Consider the following 15,226-nt stretch of genomic DNA (forward strand, 5'->3'; position numbering starts at 1 on the left):
TTTTTAAATTTAGTAAAATTTGAGCCAAAATTTTTGGATTTTAAAATATATTTTTTTATATATAAAGATAAATATCCCTAAAATATGCATATTTTATCAATATAATTTATTATATTTTAAGATTATCCCTGATAATATTTGCTCCTGAAATGAATTTAGCAATTTCTCGTCTTTGCATTACTTAAATTCATTTTTCTCCCGACTAATTTAGTGCTAGGAAGTGGTTAACCTAGCACTTTTCTTTTGCAAATTTAACAAACACTGGCTTTACTATCCTGGCGTAGTCTTTGGCATTTAAGATGAGCGATCTATCAAGAAGCCCCGCATTAAAGGCGATCTCCTCGTTTCGCTCTAGCAAACTCTCATCCACAACAAGGTGTAAATTTTTATGAAAGCTAAATGGCGGAACCGAGCCAAATACGCAATCAGCAAGCGCCGTAACCTCCTCTGGGCTAGCAAGGCTCGCTCTTTTACCATCAAATTTTTGCGTAAGCGCATCGAGATCAGCCTGCTCGTCCGCTGGTAAGACCGCTAGCAAGTAAATTTTACCAGCCTTCATCGCTGGCTTTTCGTCATCTAGCAAGTAACCATCTAGCACATTTTCATCTTTAAAAATTTGCCTAAATTTCTCCTCATCTACGCCCTTTATAGAGCAGACCAGCGCCTTTGCGCCCTGACTCATCTTAGTGCCTCTTATCTTAGCGACCTCCTCTGAAGTCCTAGCGCTCTCATGCTCTATCACTCTAAATTTAGCCCCATTTTTGCTAAGTAGATCGTGGATTTTATTAAAAATTTGCTCTGACACAGCTCTTTCCTTTGGATAAATTTAGTTAAAATTATAGCGCTAAAACTAAAAAAGGGCAGGAAAATGCAGATAAATTTAGATGACGTAAAGATCGAGCCAAGCTGGAAAGAGGTGCTAAAAGATGAGTTTTTGAGTGAAAATTTCGCTCGCATCAAAGAGAATTTCTTAAAAGCAAAGAGCGTTGGCGTCGTCTATCCACCAAGCGGGCTTATATTTAACGCATTTAACCTAACGCCGTTTCATGCCGTAAAGGTCGTCATCCTAGGCCAAGACCCATATCACGGCGCAAATCAAGCCATGGGGCTAAGCTTTTCAGTGCCAAGTGGCGTGAGAGTGCCGCCAAGCCTTGTGAATATCTATAAAGAAATTTACGCCGATCTTGGCATAAAAGAGCCAAATAGCGGCGATCTTACAAAGTGGGCAAAACAAGGCGTGCTGCTTCTAAACTCTACCCTTAGCGTAAGTGCGGGGGCGGCAAATTCTCACGCTAGCTTTGGCTGGCAGGGCTTTACAGACGCTGTCATAAGAAAGATAAGTGAAAATTTACAAAATGTAGTCTTTATGCTCTGGGGCAACCCAGCCAAGGCAAAAGCACCGCTTATAGACGCCAGCAAGCACCTTATCTTAGAAGCAGCCCACCCAAGTCCGCTAGCGCGCGGGGCATTTTTTGGCTGCAGGCACTTTTCTAAGGCAAATATCTACCTAGCAAACCACGGCAAAACGCCCATCGAATGGGACTTAAACGCTAAAATTTGAGCTATTTTTTAAGCTCAGTAAGAAGCTTATTTACCTTTTCAAGCTCGCTTTTGCAAAATTTCTCATCGTTATTTTGCATTATCATCGCTTCTTGGCCGATTTGCCTTTGCTTAAACTCGTCAAATTTAAGCTCAAAAAGCCTTAGCGCTTTCTCATCACCTGCAAGCTTCTTGCTCTCTTTGGCGTAAAGCTCATCAAGATAGAGCCTGCTTTGCTTTACATACTCCTTGCAAACCTCGCTTGCACCAAATAAATTTACGCCCAGCAAAAGGGCAAAAATGACAATTTTTTTCATATTTTTCCTTGAAATTTTTGCGTTATACTAGCCTTTAAGCACTTAAATTTTAAAATATTTTGCAAAAAAAGGATGAAAATGAGACGAAAAGACAGAGAACTAAGCCATGACGAGGCGCTTGAGATCATCGATAGTTGCGAATACGGCGTGATCTCATGCGTAGATGATGAGGGAGAAATTTTTAGCGTGCCTATCTCGCCTGTTAGGGTTGGTGAGAGCATTTTTGTGCACGGAGCGACCGCTGGTAGCAAGGCAAAACTGCTACAAAATGGGCGAAAAGTGGAGTTTGTCTGCGTTAGCTTTAATAAAGTCCCGCACCTAAATGATAGCGAGCTAGAAATGATAAAAGACGACGGCAAGGCGCTTGGCGGCAAGGTCTTTACGACTGAATACAAAAGCGCCATCGCAAAAACAAGAGCCTACGAAGTGATAGATGAGGCCAAAAGATATGAAATTTTAAAAATTCTAAGCCTTAAATACACCGCCTACGCGATGAGCACCTTTGACGTGGCGGCAGAGTATGGGCTAAAAAATATGAAAATTTACGAGCTAAAGATAGAGAGCCTTAGCGCAAAGGCCAAAATTTTGCCAAAAGCGGTAAAGGAGTAAATTTGAGCTCACTTGCACTGATGTTTAGACCAAAAAACTTGGATGAAATTTGCGGTCAAAAGGCGGTTAAAGCGGCTTTTTTAAAATTTATAGCTACGCAAAAGATTCCGCACTCCATATTTTATGGTCCAGCAGGCTGTGGCAAGACTAGCTTTGCAAGAGCCGTGGCGAGTGGGGCAAACTACGACTTTTACGAGTTTGACGGCGGAAATTTAAAGATAGATGACTTTCGTAAAATTTTAAAAAACTACGAAAACGCCCTAAATAAACCGCTCTTTTTCATAGACGAGATCCACCGCCTTAGCAAAACCCAACAAGAAGCGCTTTTGATCCCTATGGAAAACTACAAAGCCCTAGTTATCGGTGCAAGTACCGAAAATCCCTTTTTCACGCTAAGCTCAGGCATCAGAAGCCGCTCGATGCTCTTTGAGTTTAGACCGCTTAGTAGTAGCGATTTTGAAGAGCTTTTAGCCAAGATAAGGGAGCAAATTTCATTTAGCATAGATGAAGATGCCAAAGAGTATCTTTTTAAAAGTAGCGGCGGCGACGCAAGAGCTATGCTAAATTTACTCGAATTTGCCGTCACGCTTGATGAAAATGTGAGCTTAGAAAATTTAAAAACACTTCGCCAAAACGCCCTAAAAGAAGGGGCAAAAGAGGATGACACGCACTACGAGCTAGCAAGTGCCTTTATAAAAAGCCTGCGTGGAAGCGACGAAAACGCCGTCATATACTACCTTGCAAGGCTCATAGACTCTGGTGAGAGCGCTGACTTCATCGCAAGACGCATGGCGATATTTGCCAGTGAAGACATCGGCAATGCAAACCCAAATGCGCTAAATTTAGCCGCCAGTACGCTAAGCGCGGTAAAAGAGATAGGCTTTCCAGAGGCTAGGATCATACTGGCTCAATGCGCCGTCTATTTAGCTAGCTCGCCAAAGTCAAACTCCAGCTACAACGCGATAAATGCCGCCCTACGATACGTGCAAAGCGAAGAAATTTTAAAGATCCCGCCATATCTTAAAAATCACACAAAAGAGAGCAAAGACTACCTTTATCCGCATGATTTTGGCGGCTGGGTCGAGCAAAAATACCTAGAAAAACCGCTCGTTTTTTACAAAAGCAAGGGCATAGGCTTTGAAAAAACGCTAAATGAGTGGTTAGAAAAGATAAGGTCAAAGGGCTAAATTTTAGGCTTTACTCTTTCAAAATTTAAAAAGGTGCGCAAATGGTCGAGCAAAATTTAGAATATATCGCAAATTTAAAACTAAAAGACGTGCCATGGGATAGACTAAGCTGCAGTTACGGCACGGCGGAGCTTTTTGCGCAAATTTTAAACACACTTACAAAGGCTGTGAAAAAGACCAAATTTGATGAAAATGAGCTTGCCGACCTGCTTGATGAGATAGTGGCTCAGTGCGAGTATCAAGAGACTTTTTGGCACGCCACGCCCTTTGCACTCGTTTTTCTAGTGCGAATTTATAAAAGTGCGCTAGACGAAAAAGGCGAGGCAGCTAAATTTATCTCACGTAAGCTCGAAGTCTTTTTTAAGCTTATGCTTGAAATTTGCGAAAAAGTAGAACAAATGGATCATGCAAAGCCGCTTACTAAAATGGAGCAAATGCTAGAGCCAAAGTATCTTGATATCGTGGATCAAGACGAGCTAAGCTATGACGATAGGCTATTTTACAGCTTTTACTACTATTCAAGCGTGGTTTTGCAGGGCGCATTTGTAAAAATTTAGCTTGGGCATGATTTTTTAGCTATTAATTTAAATTTTATATTTTTTCAAATATACTTCTCAAATCCAAATCAATCACGAAAGTTAAAAAATGCCTACAAATTTTGCTGAAATTTTAAATAACTGCGTTGAAAGTATAAATTCATTTCTTTGGGGTCCATACTTCCTCATCGCCCTACTTTGCGGCACTGGACTATTTTTTACCATTAGACTTGGCTTTGTTCAAATTTTTAAATTTAAGATGGGTTTAGGCAAGCTTTTTGGAAATTTCTCACTTCACGGCGAGGCTGCTGGCAAGGCTGGTATGAGCTCGTTTCAGGCAGTCGCAACCGCTATCGCAGCGCAAGTTGGCACGGGTAACCTAGTGGGTGCGACGACAGCTCTTATCATGGGCGGTCCTGGAGCCATATTTTGGATGTGGTGCGCAGCCTTTTTGGGCATGGCTACAAATTTTGCTGAAATTTGCCTCGCTCAAATTTACCGCACCAAAGATGACAGCGGTCACACGATAGGCGGTCCAGCCTTTTACATAAGCCGCGGCTTAAAGGGCAAATGGGCGAAATTTCTAGCTGGATTTTTCGCTATCGCTATCATCATCGCACTTGGCTTTATCGGCAACATGGTTCAGGCAAACTCCATATCAGACGGCTTTAGTGGCGCTTTTGGCATACCACAGTGGCTAACAGGGGCGTTTTTAGCCGTAGTCTGCGCAGTCATCTTTATAGGCGGCGTAAAAGCGATCGCAAGGGTCGCTGAAAAGATCGTGCCACTAATGGCGCTACTTTACATCGTTGTTGGCGTGGTTATCATCGCTTTAAATTTTCACCAAATCCCAGAGGCGATCTCACTAATCTTTAGAGCTGCATTTGATCCTTCTGCTGCTTGGGGCGGCGCAACTGGCGCTAGCATCGCAGCTGCTATGAGATACGGCATCGCAAGGGGACTTTTTAGCAACGAAGCTGGCATGGGCTCTACTCCGCACGCACACGCTGCTGCAAACGTCAAACACCCGGTCGATCAAGCCGTCCTTGGCATAATGAGCGTCTTTATAGACACCTTTGTCATCTTAAATATAACCGTTTTTGTGGTGCTAACCGCAAACGTCATCAGCTTTGAAAACGGCAAGGCAGTCTTTACTGGCATCACCTTGGTGCAAGAGGCGTTTTCGTCACATATCTTTGGCAAAACTGGCGGTTATAGCTTCGTGGCGATCTGCCTATTTTTCTTTGCATTTACGACGATCATTGGCTGGTACTACTTCGCTGAGATCAATGTACGCTACCTTTTTGGCGCAAAGGCGGTTAAAATTTTTAAAATTTTAGTTGTTGTTTTTGTCTTTTTAGGCAGCTTGCAAAAGGTTGATTTTGTCTGGAGCTTAGCCGATATGTTTAACGGACTTATGGTCGTGCCAAATTTAATCGCCATAATACTTCTAAGCCCAGTCGTGGCTAAACTTTTAAAAGATCACGACACTGGCAAAGAGTACGACGTAAAAGAGTATTTGAAGTAAATTTAAGAGTCGTGGAGAGAGCTCTCTCCACATTAAATTTGTGATTATAGGTGGTCTGTTGGGGCAAGTTCTATAGGCTCAAGTGGCATATAGAATGTAGTTGCTTGAGGCTCTGAATATTGGTTACCAGCTTCATCTACTGATGAGGCTTGAACTGTATATTTGTTAGTACCACTATTATCCAACACACTACTCTCAGCTCTCCAGTTACCATCAGCATCAGCCCTAGCACTTAGTCTTTCAACTACATGAGCTTCGTTGCCTTGCTCTACCCAAGAGCTACCTAAGCCATCATTGTAAACAACTTCAGCTTTTGTGATGACTAAATTTATATCAGCAAATGGCTCTGCCTTACCCTCGATACTTGGTGATAAGTCATATTCTCTATTTTTTTCTTTTTCTATACCATCGTATGTTATATCAGGAAAGTCATCAGTAGATATTTTTGTGATAGACAAGGTGTTATTGTTTGTATCAACAGTTATCTCTTGTGTGCTAGTAGCTTTTAGCTCTTCGCCGTTTGCAGCTACTTTGCTAGCTTCAATCGTAAATTTATGATCTCCATCAGCTAAAGGCGAAGTTGGAGTATATGACCAGTTGCCATCATTATCAGCAGTTGTCGTACCAAGTAGTGGTGCATTTTCACCTTCACCATCAAATATGCTTATAGTAGCGTTTGAAGTAGCCTTGCCTACCAAAGTTGGAGTATTATCGTTTGTGATATGCAGACCTGTTCTTTGTGAATTTTCATGCTCTAAGATATTGCCCTCGATGTCAAGGTTGCTGCTTACTGCCTGATCTGTATTACCAGTTACTACGTTATCATCAACTGCTGTGACAGATACTTCTAGTGGCTGTGGCAATATATTGTTATATGCATTGTCTATCGCAGCTGCAAGTGTATCAAGACTAAAGCCCTCCTCGCTTGCGCCACCGCTTACATTTGTAAAAGCCTCTGCACTTGCATTTGCTTGAGAGCTTAGGTTTTCAAAATTTGCATTGATGTTTGAGTAGTGACCGCCTTGCGCAAAGCTAGCAGCACCAAGGCTAACACCATCTCCACTATTGCTACCACCTGCTGAGGCATTACCACCAGCTGCAGTCTCTTCAAGATCAGAGATATTTTTACCATTTAATAATTGCTCTTGTAGTGATGCTATCTCTTTGCCAGTCTCATCGCTAGCTTTTTCATTTTGAGTTTGCGCAGCTTGCACCTCGACCTTTACGCCGTCTTGCTCTTTTATGACCTCATTGTCATAGATCACGTCGCCTGCTTTTAGAGTTCTTTGATTTCCATTAGCATCAACTGCGACGATGGCATCCGTGCCGATTATTGATTTGATTAGTCCTTTAACTTTACTCATAGTATTTCCCCTTTGCGTATTTTTATGTTGTCAATTATAAGTAAAAATTTTATTTTATAGCTATTGTACTTTGGTACAGTTGTGACATTTTAGAAATGTGAAGTTGTAAATTTTTGAGTTAAATTTAGTAAAAATTTGCTGTATTTTAGGGATTTAGTTGAAAATTTAAAAATGGTAGAGTTACAAAAAATATTTTTTAAATTTATTTTTTGGATTTTGTATTTTGGAGAATTTGATATAAAAATGGTGGCCCCGAATGGACTCGAACCATCGACCACTACCATGTCAAGGTAGTGCTCTACCAACTGAGCTACGGGACCAAAGATTTGGGATTATATTTTATTTTCCTTTTTATTTAGCTTAATTATCCTTTTCTTTAAAATGCAAATGCTTTATTTCTCTTACCTTATATAAATTTTATTACTAAAAGATAAATTTATATATTCAAGGTAATATTAATTTTTACTAACAAATTTTCTTTTCTTACCGAAATAATGGCAATATATTTTTTATTATTTCTCATATTGTTCTCATACTATCCTTGTATAATTCTCATGGAGAAACAAAATTTTATCCAAAAGGAGATCTTATGAAGCAAATTTCAAGACGTGAAATGCTTAAGATGAGTGTTGCAGGTGCTGGTGCTTTGGCTTTAGGTGCTGTAAATGCACAAGCTTCTGCTATAGATGCAAAAGATGTCAAATTTGACGAAGAATATGATGTTGTCATCATCGGTTCTGGATTTGCTGGGCTTGCAGCTGGCCTTAGCGCAGCTAAAAAAGGAAACAAGGTCTTGATCATAGAAAAAATGGGCAGGATCGGCGGTAACTCTGTCATAAATGGCGGCGGTATGGCTGTTCCAGTAAATCCAGTCCAGGAAAAAACTGGCATAAAAGATAGCAAAGAGCTATTTATCGAAGACTGCCTAAAAGCAGGCCTTGGGCTAAACCACCCAGAGCTACTTGAGACCATAGCTAATCGCGCGATGGAGTCATTTAACTTCCTAGTAGATTGTGGCGTTCAGTTTAAGATGGATCACTGCGCTCACTTTGGCGGTCACAGCGTGGCTAGATCAATGCTTACGACAAACGACAGCGGCTCAGGCTACATCCAGCCTATGCTTGAGAAATTTGAAAAAACAGATGGCTGCAAGCTAGTAAGAAGAACAAAATTTGACGACTTTATTGTCGATGAGAACGGCAAAGTAGTGGGTGTTGCGGTAAGAGAAGAGTATAAATTTGATGATAAACTTTATAACGACGACTTAGAGAACACAAGTGGCACCAAAAAAACGATAAAAGCAAACAAAGGCGTCATCCTTGCAGCTGGTGGCTTTTGCAGGGATAAGGCGTTTAGAAAGCTTCAAGACCCACGTATCCCAGACAACGTCGATAGCACAAACCACGCAGGTGCGACAGCTGGCGTGCTTTTAAAGGCATTTGAGCTTGGCGCATACCCTGTGCAAGTAGATTGGATCCAGTTTGGTCCATGGGCGAGCCCAGATGAGAAAGGCTTTGGCACAGCTCCTATCCTAACTCAACAAGGTACATTTAAATACGGCATCGCAGTAGACGTAAGAACTGGCAAGCGCTTCATGAACGAGCTGGCTGATCGCAAGACAAGAGCGGACGCTGAGTTTAAAATTTTAAGAGCTGCACCTGATAAATTCCCTATCACATTTGCCGATACAAAGATGGCTTTTAAAGACCTTAGCGAAGAGATCATAAGCAAAGGCATGAGTAGCGGCAAGCTAGTTGGCGAGTGCAAGAGCCTAGATGAGATCGCCAGCAAATACGGCGTCCCAGCTGATGCGCTAAAAGAGACGGTCAAAAAATATAATGAGGGCGTAAAAGCCAAAAAAGATGAATTTGGCAAGCAAGAGAGTGCGCTTTCTGAGATCAACGAAGCTGGTCCATTTTACGTCATCCGCCTATCTCCAAAACCTCACCACACAATGGGCGGCCTAAAGATCAACGAAAAAGCGCAAGTATTATCAAGCAAGACTGGCAAGCCAATACCAGGCCTTTACGCAGCTGGCGAGATCACTGGTGGTACGCACGGGGCAAGCCGCTTAGGCACTGTTGCGATCACTGATTGTATAGTATTTGGCATGATCGCTGGAGAAAATATCTAAATTTAGTGTGCCTCTTTTGGCACACTAAATTATTATTAATGCAGATTTAATCAAGCGAAGACTATAATTTTATAAAAATAAGTTTAAGTAAAAATATTAGTTTTCCATTGAAATTTGATGTTTATAAAATCTTAATAGAAAGGAAAAGGGTATGAATAAGCTTAAATTCATCGCTATTTTTGCCTGTTTATTTTCGCTTCATCTCTTTGGTGCCGATATGCCAAAGGGCGATCTAAACGTCACAAAAGTAGCAGTCTCTGATGAGCTACGAGCCAAATATAAGATCAAACCTCATCACGAACATCTAAGCTTTGACTGCGTTGATTGTCACCAAAACCAGGGCGATGATCCTAGCAAATTTAAAGCGATCGGCGACGCTGGCTGCCTATCCTGTCACAAGAGTAAAAAGCTCTTAGCCCAGAGGCTAAAATTTATGGATACTCTAAAGGCAAATCCTCACAACTCTGTTCACGATGGTCCGACTTTGTACTGCGACGAGTGCCACAACGAGCACAAACCATCTACAAACATGTGCTCTGAGTGCCATGAACACGAGGTGCCACAATGGATGAACGGAGTAACACCATGAAAATTTCAAAAAAATTACTAGCACTTATAATTTTCATAAGCGGAATTGTTGGATTTTTAGTCGTTCTGCCAGTTCATTATGCGCTTGATGAGACGAGTGGGGATAAATTCTGCGTAGTTTGCCACGAGATGGATCCTATGGTGATCGCCTACAACGACGACATCCACAGCGGCAATGGCAAAACCGGCATCAAAGCAAGATGCGTGGATTGTCACATACCACATGACAACATCGCAAAATACGCCCTAACAAAGGCGAAAAACGGCATTTTAGAGGGCTGGGTGCATTTCTTTGGCGATCCTAATGCGATTGATTGGCACAAAAACCTCAAAAACCGCGAGCATTTCGTCTTTGACAACGGCTGCACAAGCTGCCACACAAACGTGATAGATAGTAACAACACTTCAGCGCAAGCTCAAAAGATGCACGCGCACTACAAAAAGCTTCTTGGCAGCGATAAAGAGCTAAAATGTGTAAGCTGCCACTATGACGCAGGTCACAGCGCTGGCTTTAGAAACTATCTTGAGTATTGGAAGCCGTCATATAAAATTTATGATAAAAAGATGCTTGAAAAGAGGATCGAAACTAAACAAAAATTCTTTAAAGATGAGTACAAACCTACAAAAGACGAAGAGGAATTTTTAAAACAAAAGGCTGAAAAAGACGCCAAAAAACCAGCCGGTGGCGGTCTAGCTGGCTGATGAAGAAGATCTTGCTGCTCTCAAGCAACTTTGAGCAAAATGTCATCCTAAATGCATCGCTTTACCGCTTTGGGTTTAGGATGATGCAGCTAAAAAGCACTAGCGAAGTCATCAAGGACTTTGAGCGCGGCAACAGATATGACCTGTACGTTTTTGACGTAAAGGCTAGAAATTTAAACCTTGATCTGGTTAAATTTATAAGAGATAGCCAAAATATCACTCCCATTATGCTTTTGCGGGGCATTAGCGTCCCTAGCGTTTTTAAGAGGATTTACTACGCTAGGGTTAATGATTTTATCATTAAGCCATTTTGCCCTGAATAGTTTTTATTTCACGTTTTTAGGCTTTGCAAGGTGCTTTTAGGCTCTAAATTTGAGCTAAATCTTTGACAAAAACTCCCAGTGTATAAGAAAAGAGGACGAGGTCATCTACCTTGGCAAAAAAAAGAGAGACAGCTACTTGAAATTTTATGCAAAAACTCGCCCCACGTCGTTACCTACGACGAGATAGATCATCACCTATATAAAAACGAAACCTTATCGCAAGACCGCACAAGATCGCTCGTGCGAGAGATAAGAGCAAAAATCCCCGCCATCTGCTTAAAAACCGTGCGAGGCACTGGATATAAAGTGGAGTGAGGGGTTTAGTCAAATTTAGATCTTATTTGAGGGGCAAATTTCTATACTTTTGGATCAAATTTTCTTAAATTTGCAAAAACTCTTGCCTTGTTTGGCTATTTTGACTTCAACGATTTTTCGGGCAGCTTTGATAAATTTGCCTTGCCAAAGCAGCGCCTTTTTTCTCTTAGCAGTTTGCCGTATTCGTATATCTCGTCAAATTTCTTACATAAAGCCATATCATTTTTGCTATAGCAGTTTTTTGAAATTTGCCAAGTGTCAGCCAATAGACCTTTAAAATGGTCTGCATGCCACGTTATCGCTTTTTAGCCTATACCAAAATCAATAATTATAACGACTTTTTTGTGTGGATTTGTGACGGCATTGCACCATCAAGAAAGAATTTGTAGAAATTTATAGCAAGAGCTGGCTTTACACCAACTCTCTTATACTTTTTGTTAGCTCAAGGCTCGCTTCGATCTCGGCGCGTTTTGCCATGACACTTTCAACATTGACGCCGACGTTTATACCAAGCTTTTTGGCAAATTCATAAAGCTCTGCGAAATTTTCAAGGCAAATTTGCGATGCCATAGCTAAAAAATCATCACATTCAAGCATCCTTTTTTCGCTCTTTTTATCAACGCTTATGCCTAGCCACTTGATAAATTCTAGCGTTTTTGGCGTGCCGCAAGTAGTAAATGTCAAAATAATAGGCAAATTTAACCCGCTTTTTGCCACGCTTGTTAGTAAATTTTTAGCCAAATTTATATCAAAAACCGCCTGCGAGATGAAAAATTTCGCCCCCATTTTGGCCTTTTGGCTCATCCTTTGCTCTTCATCGCCCTTTTTAGCGTGCCTCTCAGCTATACAAACACCGCCTACTACAAGCTCTTTAAACTCATCTCTAGCGATCTCATAAGCACGCTCTAAGCTCATTTTAGGCTCTACTTTACCAGAAGCAACGCCAACAAAGACATTTATATCGCTACTACTTTTGGCTAAATTTGCTCTAAATTCACTCTCATTATATTTGTTCGCGACCCTATAAAAGATGCTTGGCGTCTTTAAATTTAGATATTTTGAATAGTAAATTTCAGGGCTTAATGTATCGCTAAATTCAAAAGTTCGCTCGCTTTTTATGCGGCTACTTTCGTCTTGGATCTCGTAAAGTACCAAGCCGTCAGCCTGCACGTCTGTGATCCTCTTATCCCATTTTGCAGCGATCTCTTTAAGCTTTGCCTCGTCAAATTCAGCCTTTGGCGGCGTTAGGCCGTAAAGCACTATGCCACTTTCATTGTTTATGATCTTATCTTTTAACATTTTCTAACTTTTTTGAAATTTAAATGGAGTTTAGCGCCTAGGCTTGCTAGACGCTAAAAATTTGTATTATAGACCTCTTACGATCTTGACAGCTTCTACCATGTTTTTAAGGCTTGGCTCGACCTCTTCCCATTTACGCGTTTTTAGGCCGCAGTCTGGGTTGATCCAGAGTTGCTCTTTTGGCAAGACTTCAAGCAGAGCTTTGATCTGAGCGACGATCTCCTCGACACTTGGCACGCGCGGGCTGTGGATGTCGTATACGCCAGGTCCGACCTCTTGTTTGTAGCCAACGGCTTTGAAAATTTTAAGTAGCTCGTTGCCACTTCTTGCAGTCTCGATACTGATAACATCAGCGTCCATTGCCTCAATAGTCTTAATAATATCGTTAAATTCAGAGTAGCACATATGCGTGTGGATCTGAGTTTTTGCCTCAGCCGAGCTTACTGAAAGCTTGAAGCAATCAACCGCAAATTTCTCATAAGCTGGGATATTTTCAGCTCTTAGCGGATAGCCCTCTTTAAACGCTGCCTCATCGACTTGGATCACTCTGATGCCCGCATTTTGAAGGTCTGCAATCTCGTCATAGATACAAAGTGCAAGCTGTTTTGCAACCTCACTTCTTGGAAGATCATCACGCACAAAGCTCCAGTTTAGCATAGTCACAGGTCCAGTTAGCATGCCCTTCATTACGTGTTTTGTGATACTTTGAGCATATTTCATCCACTTAACAGTCATCGGCTCTGGGCGGCTTACGTCACCAAAGAGAAGTGGTGGCTTGACGCAGCGGCTGCCGTAGCTTTGTACCCAGCCATTTTGGCTAAATGCGTATCCGCTGATCTGCTCGCCAAAGTACTCGACCATGTCGTTTCTCTCTGGCTCGCCGTGTACTAGCACGTCTAGGCCGATATCTTCTTGGAATTTCACGCAGTGATCGATATATTTTTTGATGCCTGCTTCATAAGCGGCCGCGTCGATCTCGCCTTTTTTGAAATTTTGGCGAAGTACGCGAAGATCAACCGTTTGAGGGAAGCTACCTATCGTTGTTGTTGGCAAGATGCCGTAGTTTAGCGTTTCGCGTTGAATTTTGATGCGGTCTTCAAATTTCTCATCACGCTCAAATTTGCTTAAATTTTTAACGCGGTTTTGAACGCTTTCAGAGTGGATGAGCTTTGAAGTGGCGCGAGTTTTAACAGCATTTTTGTTCTCTTCGTAAATTTTTGTTTCGCTCTCATCAAGCTTCTCGCCATTTGCTAGTTTTGTGATTATCTTGATCTCATCAAGCTTATCGACCGCAAAGCTTAGCCAGCTTTTGATCTCAGGATTTAAATTTTCTTCATATTTTAGCGTGTATGGCACGTGAAGAAGCGAGCATGAAGTGCCGATGTAAAAGTCTTTGCCACCTATTTTTTCTGAAATTTCACCTACAAGTTTTACCTTATCATCGATGTTGCTTTTCCAGATATTTCTGCCGTCGATCACGCCAGCAAATAGTGTCAAGTGGCTATTTTTGATAGTCTCAAGTGCTTCGAAATTTCTCTTGCCGTGGATGAAGTCAAGTGCGATGCCATAAATTTTAGTTTTAGCCACTTCGCTAACTGCCTTGATCGCATGCTCAAAATATGTCGCAAACACGATCTTGATGTTGCTAGCAACGCCTGTTAGCTCGTTATAAACCTTTGTGATAAGTGGCAAAAGGTCGCTTTCATTTTTGTCTGTTACAAAGATCGGCTCGTCAAACTGCACTAAAATTTCATCATCAAGCTTAGAAATTTGCTCAAGTAGCTTTTTGTACTCGCCTACAAGCGCGTCAAGATGCTTAAATGGGCAGCTGCCGTCAGTCGTCTTTGAAAGAGCCAAAAATGTGATAGGGCCGATCAAATTTACCTTGCCTTTTACGCCGTTAGCCTTCGCCTCTTTGTATTCATTTAAAATTTTGTCCGCTTTTAGGCTAAATTTACTCTCGCTACTAAGCTCTGGCACGATGTAGTGGTAGTTTGTGTTAAACCACTTTGTCATCTCCATCGCAACGCCACTTTTGTTGCCTCTTGAGCAAGCAAAATATTGCTCCAAGCCGCTTAAATTTGCAAATCTTGGAGGCGTAGCGCCAAAAGCAATGATGTTATCAAGCATTAGGTCGTAAAATGAAAAATCATTAACGCTAATAGCCGAAATGCCAGCGTCTTGTTGATATTTCCAGTGTCTTTGGCGAAGCGTCTTTGCAGTCTCTTGCAAATTCTCTTCGCTAAAGCCCTCTTTACCAGCCCAAAAGCCCTCTAATGCGCGCTTTAACTCTCTTTTCTCTCCGATTCTTGGAAAACCTAAAACATAACTTTTTATCATTTTTATCCTTTATAAATTTCTATTTTTAATTAAAACTGCGCAAGGCGCAGCAACCTTGAATATTTTTATGCGGGTATATCCCTTCGACCCAAACCACCAGCACGTTCAATGTTGTTGCGCTGCGCACAAGTCTGGGTCACCCAAAATACGGTGGATGACACCCACTTCTTCTTAAACTAAAGTAAAATTTATAAAAAGCCCTGCTAAAAAGATCCTTGCCAAATTTCAAGCATTGTTTAGCTTTGCTATTAAAAATGCAGTTACAATGCAGCGGACCTGCTAGCAAAAATGGATTTATCTCAATGTGAAAAAATGTAAAATTGTTTAAAAATTTGCGTGTTTTTTGAAAATCGCTGATATGTTTTTTGCCGAGATTAACGAGCTTTATGCATGGGACAAGGCATCAGCGTTTTTCCTTTGTAGTGAATTTTTGTCGCATTATAAA

General features: G+C 41.3%; 16 protein-coding genes and 1 tRNA gene. 10 read left to right on the forward strand and 7 right to left on the reverse strand.

What is annotated here, in order from left to right; all coding sequences use genetic code 11:
* Nucleotides 1-229 precede the first annotated feature (229 nt).
* On the reverse strand, nt 230-805 hold the full coding sequence (locus CVS91_RS02015) for a YbaK/EbsC family protein (protein WP_107829949.1): 576 nt from the start codon (nt 803-805) through the stop codon (nt 230-232).
* Between the two features lie 63 nt (nt 806-868).
* Here CVS91_RS02015 and ung point away from each other — a divergent pair, with 63 nt between their 5' ends.
* Complete coding sequence (ung, locus tag CVS91_RS02020; protein WP_107829951.1) at nt 869-1,561, forward strand: uracil-DNA glycosylase; 693 nt, start codon at nt 869-871, stop codon at nt 1,559-1,561.
* A 1-nt stretch (nt 1,562) separates the two neighbouring features.
* On the opposite strand, the gene CVS91_RS02025 is transcribed toward ung, so the two are convergent.
* A complete protein-coding gene (locus CVS91_RS02025) occupies nt 1,563-1,856 on the reverse strand; it encodes a hypothetical protein (RefSeq protein WP_107829953.1) in 294 nt (97 codons plus the stop codon).
* Nucleotides 1,857-1,934: 78 nt separating this feature from the next.
* Between CVS91_RS02025 and CVS91_RS02030 the strand changes: the two genes are divergently transcribed.
* From CVS91_RS02030 to CVS91_RS02045, 4 genes are all read left to right on the forward strand, one after another.
* The gene (locus CVS91_RS02030) at nt 1,935-2,465 is read left to right on the forward strand and encodes a pyridoxamine 5'-phosphate oxidase family protein (protein ID WP_107829955.1); all 531 of its coding nucleotides are present in this window, start codon (nt 1,935-1,937) and stop codon (nt 2,463-2,465) included.
* 20 nt (nt 2,466-2,485) lie between these two features.
* Nucleotides 2,486-3,652 carry a replication-associated recombination protein A gene (locus CVS91_RS02035; RefSeq protein ID WP_234409648.1) on the forward strand — a complete coding sequence of 389 codons (1,167 nt, stop codon included), beginning with the start codon at nt 2,486-2,488 and terminating at the stop codon, nt 3,650-3,652.
* A 41-nt stretch (nt 3,653-3,693) separates the two neighbouring features.
* Nucleotides 3,694-4,209: an ATP-dependent DNA helicase RuvA gene (locus CVS91_RS02040; protein WP_107829959.1), complete on the forward strand. Its 516-nt coding sequence runs from the start codon at nt 3,694-3,696 to the stop codon at nt 4,207-4,209.
* A gap of 88 nt (nt 4,210-4,297) precedes the next feature.
* On the forward strand, nt 4,298-5,716 hold the full coding sequence (locus CVS91_RS02045) for an alanine/glycine:cation symporter family protein (RefSeq protein WP_107829961.1): 1,419 nt from the start codon (nt 4,298-4,300) through the stop codon (nt 5,714-5,716).
* Between the two features lie 44 nt (nt 5,717-5,760).
* On the opposite strand, the gene CVS91_RS02050 is transcribed toward CVS91_RS02045, so the two are convergent.
* Nucleotides 5,761-7,080 (reverse strand): Ig-like domain-containing protein, encoded by a 1,320-nt coding sequence (locus CVS91_RS02050; RefSeq protein WP_107829963.1) that lies wholly within the window; start codon nt 7,078-7,080, stop codon nt 5,761-5,763.
* Between the two features lie 244 nt (nt 7,081-7,324).
* A tRNA-Val gene (locus CVS91_RS02055) sits at nt 7,325-7,400 on the reverse strand.
* Between the two features lie 269 nt (nt 7,401-7,669).
* Here CVS91_RS02055 and CVS91_RS02060 point away from each other — a divergent pair.
* From CVS91_RS02060 to CVS91_RS10260, 5 genes are all read left to right on the forward strand, one after another.
* Complete coding sequence (locus CVS91_RS02060) at nt 7,670-9,214, forward strand: flavocytochrome c (RefSeq protein WP_107829965.1); 1,545 nt, start codon at nt 7,670-7,672, stop codon at nt 9,212-9,214.
* Between the two features lie 151 nt (nt 9,215-9,365).
* Nucleotides 9,366-9,803: a cytochrome c3 family protein gene (locus tag CVS91_RS02065; protein ID WP_103568684.1), complete on the forward strand. Its 438-nt coding sequence runs from the start codon at nt 9,366-9,368 to the stop codon at nt 9,801-9,803.
* Complete coding sequence (locus CVS91_RS02070; RefSeq protein ID WP_107829967.1) at nt 9,800-10,504, forward strand: cytochrome c3 family protein; 705 nt, start codon at nt 9,800-9,802, stop codon at nt 10,502-10,504. Before CVS91_RS02065 ends, CVS91_RS02070 begins: the two co-directional genes overlap by 4 nt.
* The gene (locus CVS91_RS10255) at nt 10,504-10,827 is read left to right on the forward strand and encodes a response regulator (RefSeq protein WP_199906215.1); all 324 of its coding nucleotides are present in this window, start codon (nt 10,504-10,506) and stop codon (nt 10,825-10,827) included. The genes CVS91_RS02070 and CVS91_RS10255 overlap by 1 nt, the downstream gene beginning before the upstream one ends.
* Nucleotides 10,828-10,905: 78 nt before the next feature.
* Nucleotides 10,906-11,142 (forward strand): helix-turn-helix domain-containing protein, encoded by a 237-nt coding sequence (locus tag CVS91_RS10260; protein WP_199906216.1) that lies wholly within the window; start codon nt 10,906-10,908, stop codon nt 11,140-11,142.
* A 95-nt stretch (nt 11,143-11,237) separates the two neighbouring features.
* Here CVS91_RS10260 and CVS91_RS10180 read toward each other — a convergent pair whose 3' ends face one another.
* The 3 genes from CVS91_RS10180 to metE all read right to left on the reverse strand — a co-directional run bounded on the left by CVS91_RS10180 (nt 11,238) and on the right by metE (nt 14,781).
* Entirely contained in the window at nt 11,238-11,408 is a 171-nt protein-coding gene (locus CVS91_RS10180) for a hypothetical protein (protein WP_159071390.1), read from the reverse strand.
* Between the two features lie 145 nt (nt 11,409-11,553).
* Nucleotides 11,554-12,441 (reverse strand): DNA-binding protein, encoded by an 888-nt coding sequence (locus CVS91_RS02080; protein WP_107829969.1) that lies wholly within the window; start codon nt 12,439-12,441, stop codon nt 11,554-11,556.
* 66 nt (nt 12,442-12,507) lie between these two features.
* Nucleotides 12,508-14,781 carry a 5-methyltetrahydropteroyltriglutamate--homocysteine S-methyltransferase gene (gene metE / locus CVS91_RS02085; RefSeq protein ID WP_107829971.1) on the reverse strand — a complete coding sequence of 758 codons (2,274 nt, stop codon included), beginning with the start codon at nt 14,779-14,781 and terminating at the stop codon, nt 12,508-12,510.
* Between the last annotated feature and the right edge of the window lie 445 nt (nt 14,782-15,226).

This window comes from Campylobacter concisus, assembly GCF_003048985.1.
GTDB lineage: Bacteria > Campylobacterota > Campylobacteria > Campylobacterales > Campylobacteraceae > Campylobacter_A > Campylobacter_A concisus_AY.

What these genes read in the sequence shown, in the direction of transcription:
- CVS91_RS02070 (WP_107829967.1), top strand. Translation starts at nt 9,800, where the DNA reads ATGAAAATTTCAAAAAAATTACTAGCACTTATAATTTTCATAAGCGGA.
- CVS91_RS02040 (WP_107829959.1), top strand. Translation starts at nt 3,694, where the DNA reads ATGGTCGAGCAAAATTTAGAATATATCGCAAATTTAAAACTAAAAGAC.
- CVS91_RS02060 (WP_107829965.1), top strand. Translation starts at nt 7,670, where the DNA reads ATGAAGCAAATTTCAAGACGTGAAATGCTTAAGATGAGTGTTGCAGGT.
- CVS91_RS02035 (WP_234409648.1), top strand. Translation starts at nt 2,486, where the DNA reads ATGTTTAGACCAAAAAACTTGGATGAAATTTGCGGTCAAAAGGCGGTT.
- CVS91_RS10255 (WP_199906215.1), top strand. Translation starts at nt 10,504, where the DNA reads ATGAAGAAGATCTTGCTGCTCTCAAGCAACTTTGAGCAAAATGTCATC.
- CVS91_RS02050 (WP_107829963.1), bottom strand. Translation starts at nt 7,080, where the DNA reads ATGAGTAAAGTTAAAGGACTAATCAAATCAATAATCGGCACGGATGCC.
- metE (WP_107829971.1), bottom strand. Translation starts at nt 14,781, where the DNA reads ATGATAAAAAGTTATGTTTTAGGTTTTCCAAGAATCGGAGAGAAAAGA.
- CVS91_RS02045 (WP_107829961.1), top strand. Translation starts at nt 4,298, where the DNA reads ATGCCTACAAATTTTGCTGAAATTTTAAATAACTGCGTTGAAAGTATA.
- CVS91_RS02030 (WP_107829955.1), top strand. Translation starts at nt 1,935, where the DNA reads ATGAGACGAAAAGACAGAGAACTAAGCCATGACGAGGCGCTTGAGATC.
- CVS91_RS02065 (WP_103568684.1), top strand. Translation starts at nt 9,366, where the DNA reads ATGAATAAGCTTAAATTCATCGCTATTTTTGCCTGTTTATTTTCGCTT.
- CVS91_RS02025 (WP_107829953.1), bottom strand. Translation starts at nt 1,856, where the DNA reads ATGAAAAAAATTGTCATTTTTGCCCTTTTGCTGGGCGTAAATTTATTT.
- CVS91_RS02080 (WP_107829969.1), bottom strand. Translation starts at nt 12,441, where the DNA reads ATGTTAAAAGATAAGATCATAAACAATGAAAGTGGCATAGTGCTTTAC.
- ung (WP_107829951.1), top strand. Translation starts at nt 869, where the DNA reads ATGCAGATAAATTTAGATGACGTAAAGATCGAGCCAAGCTGGAAAGAG.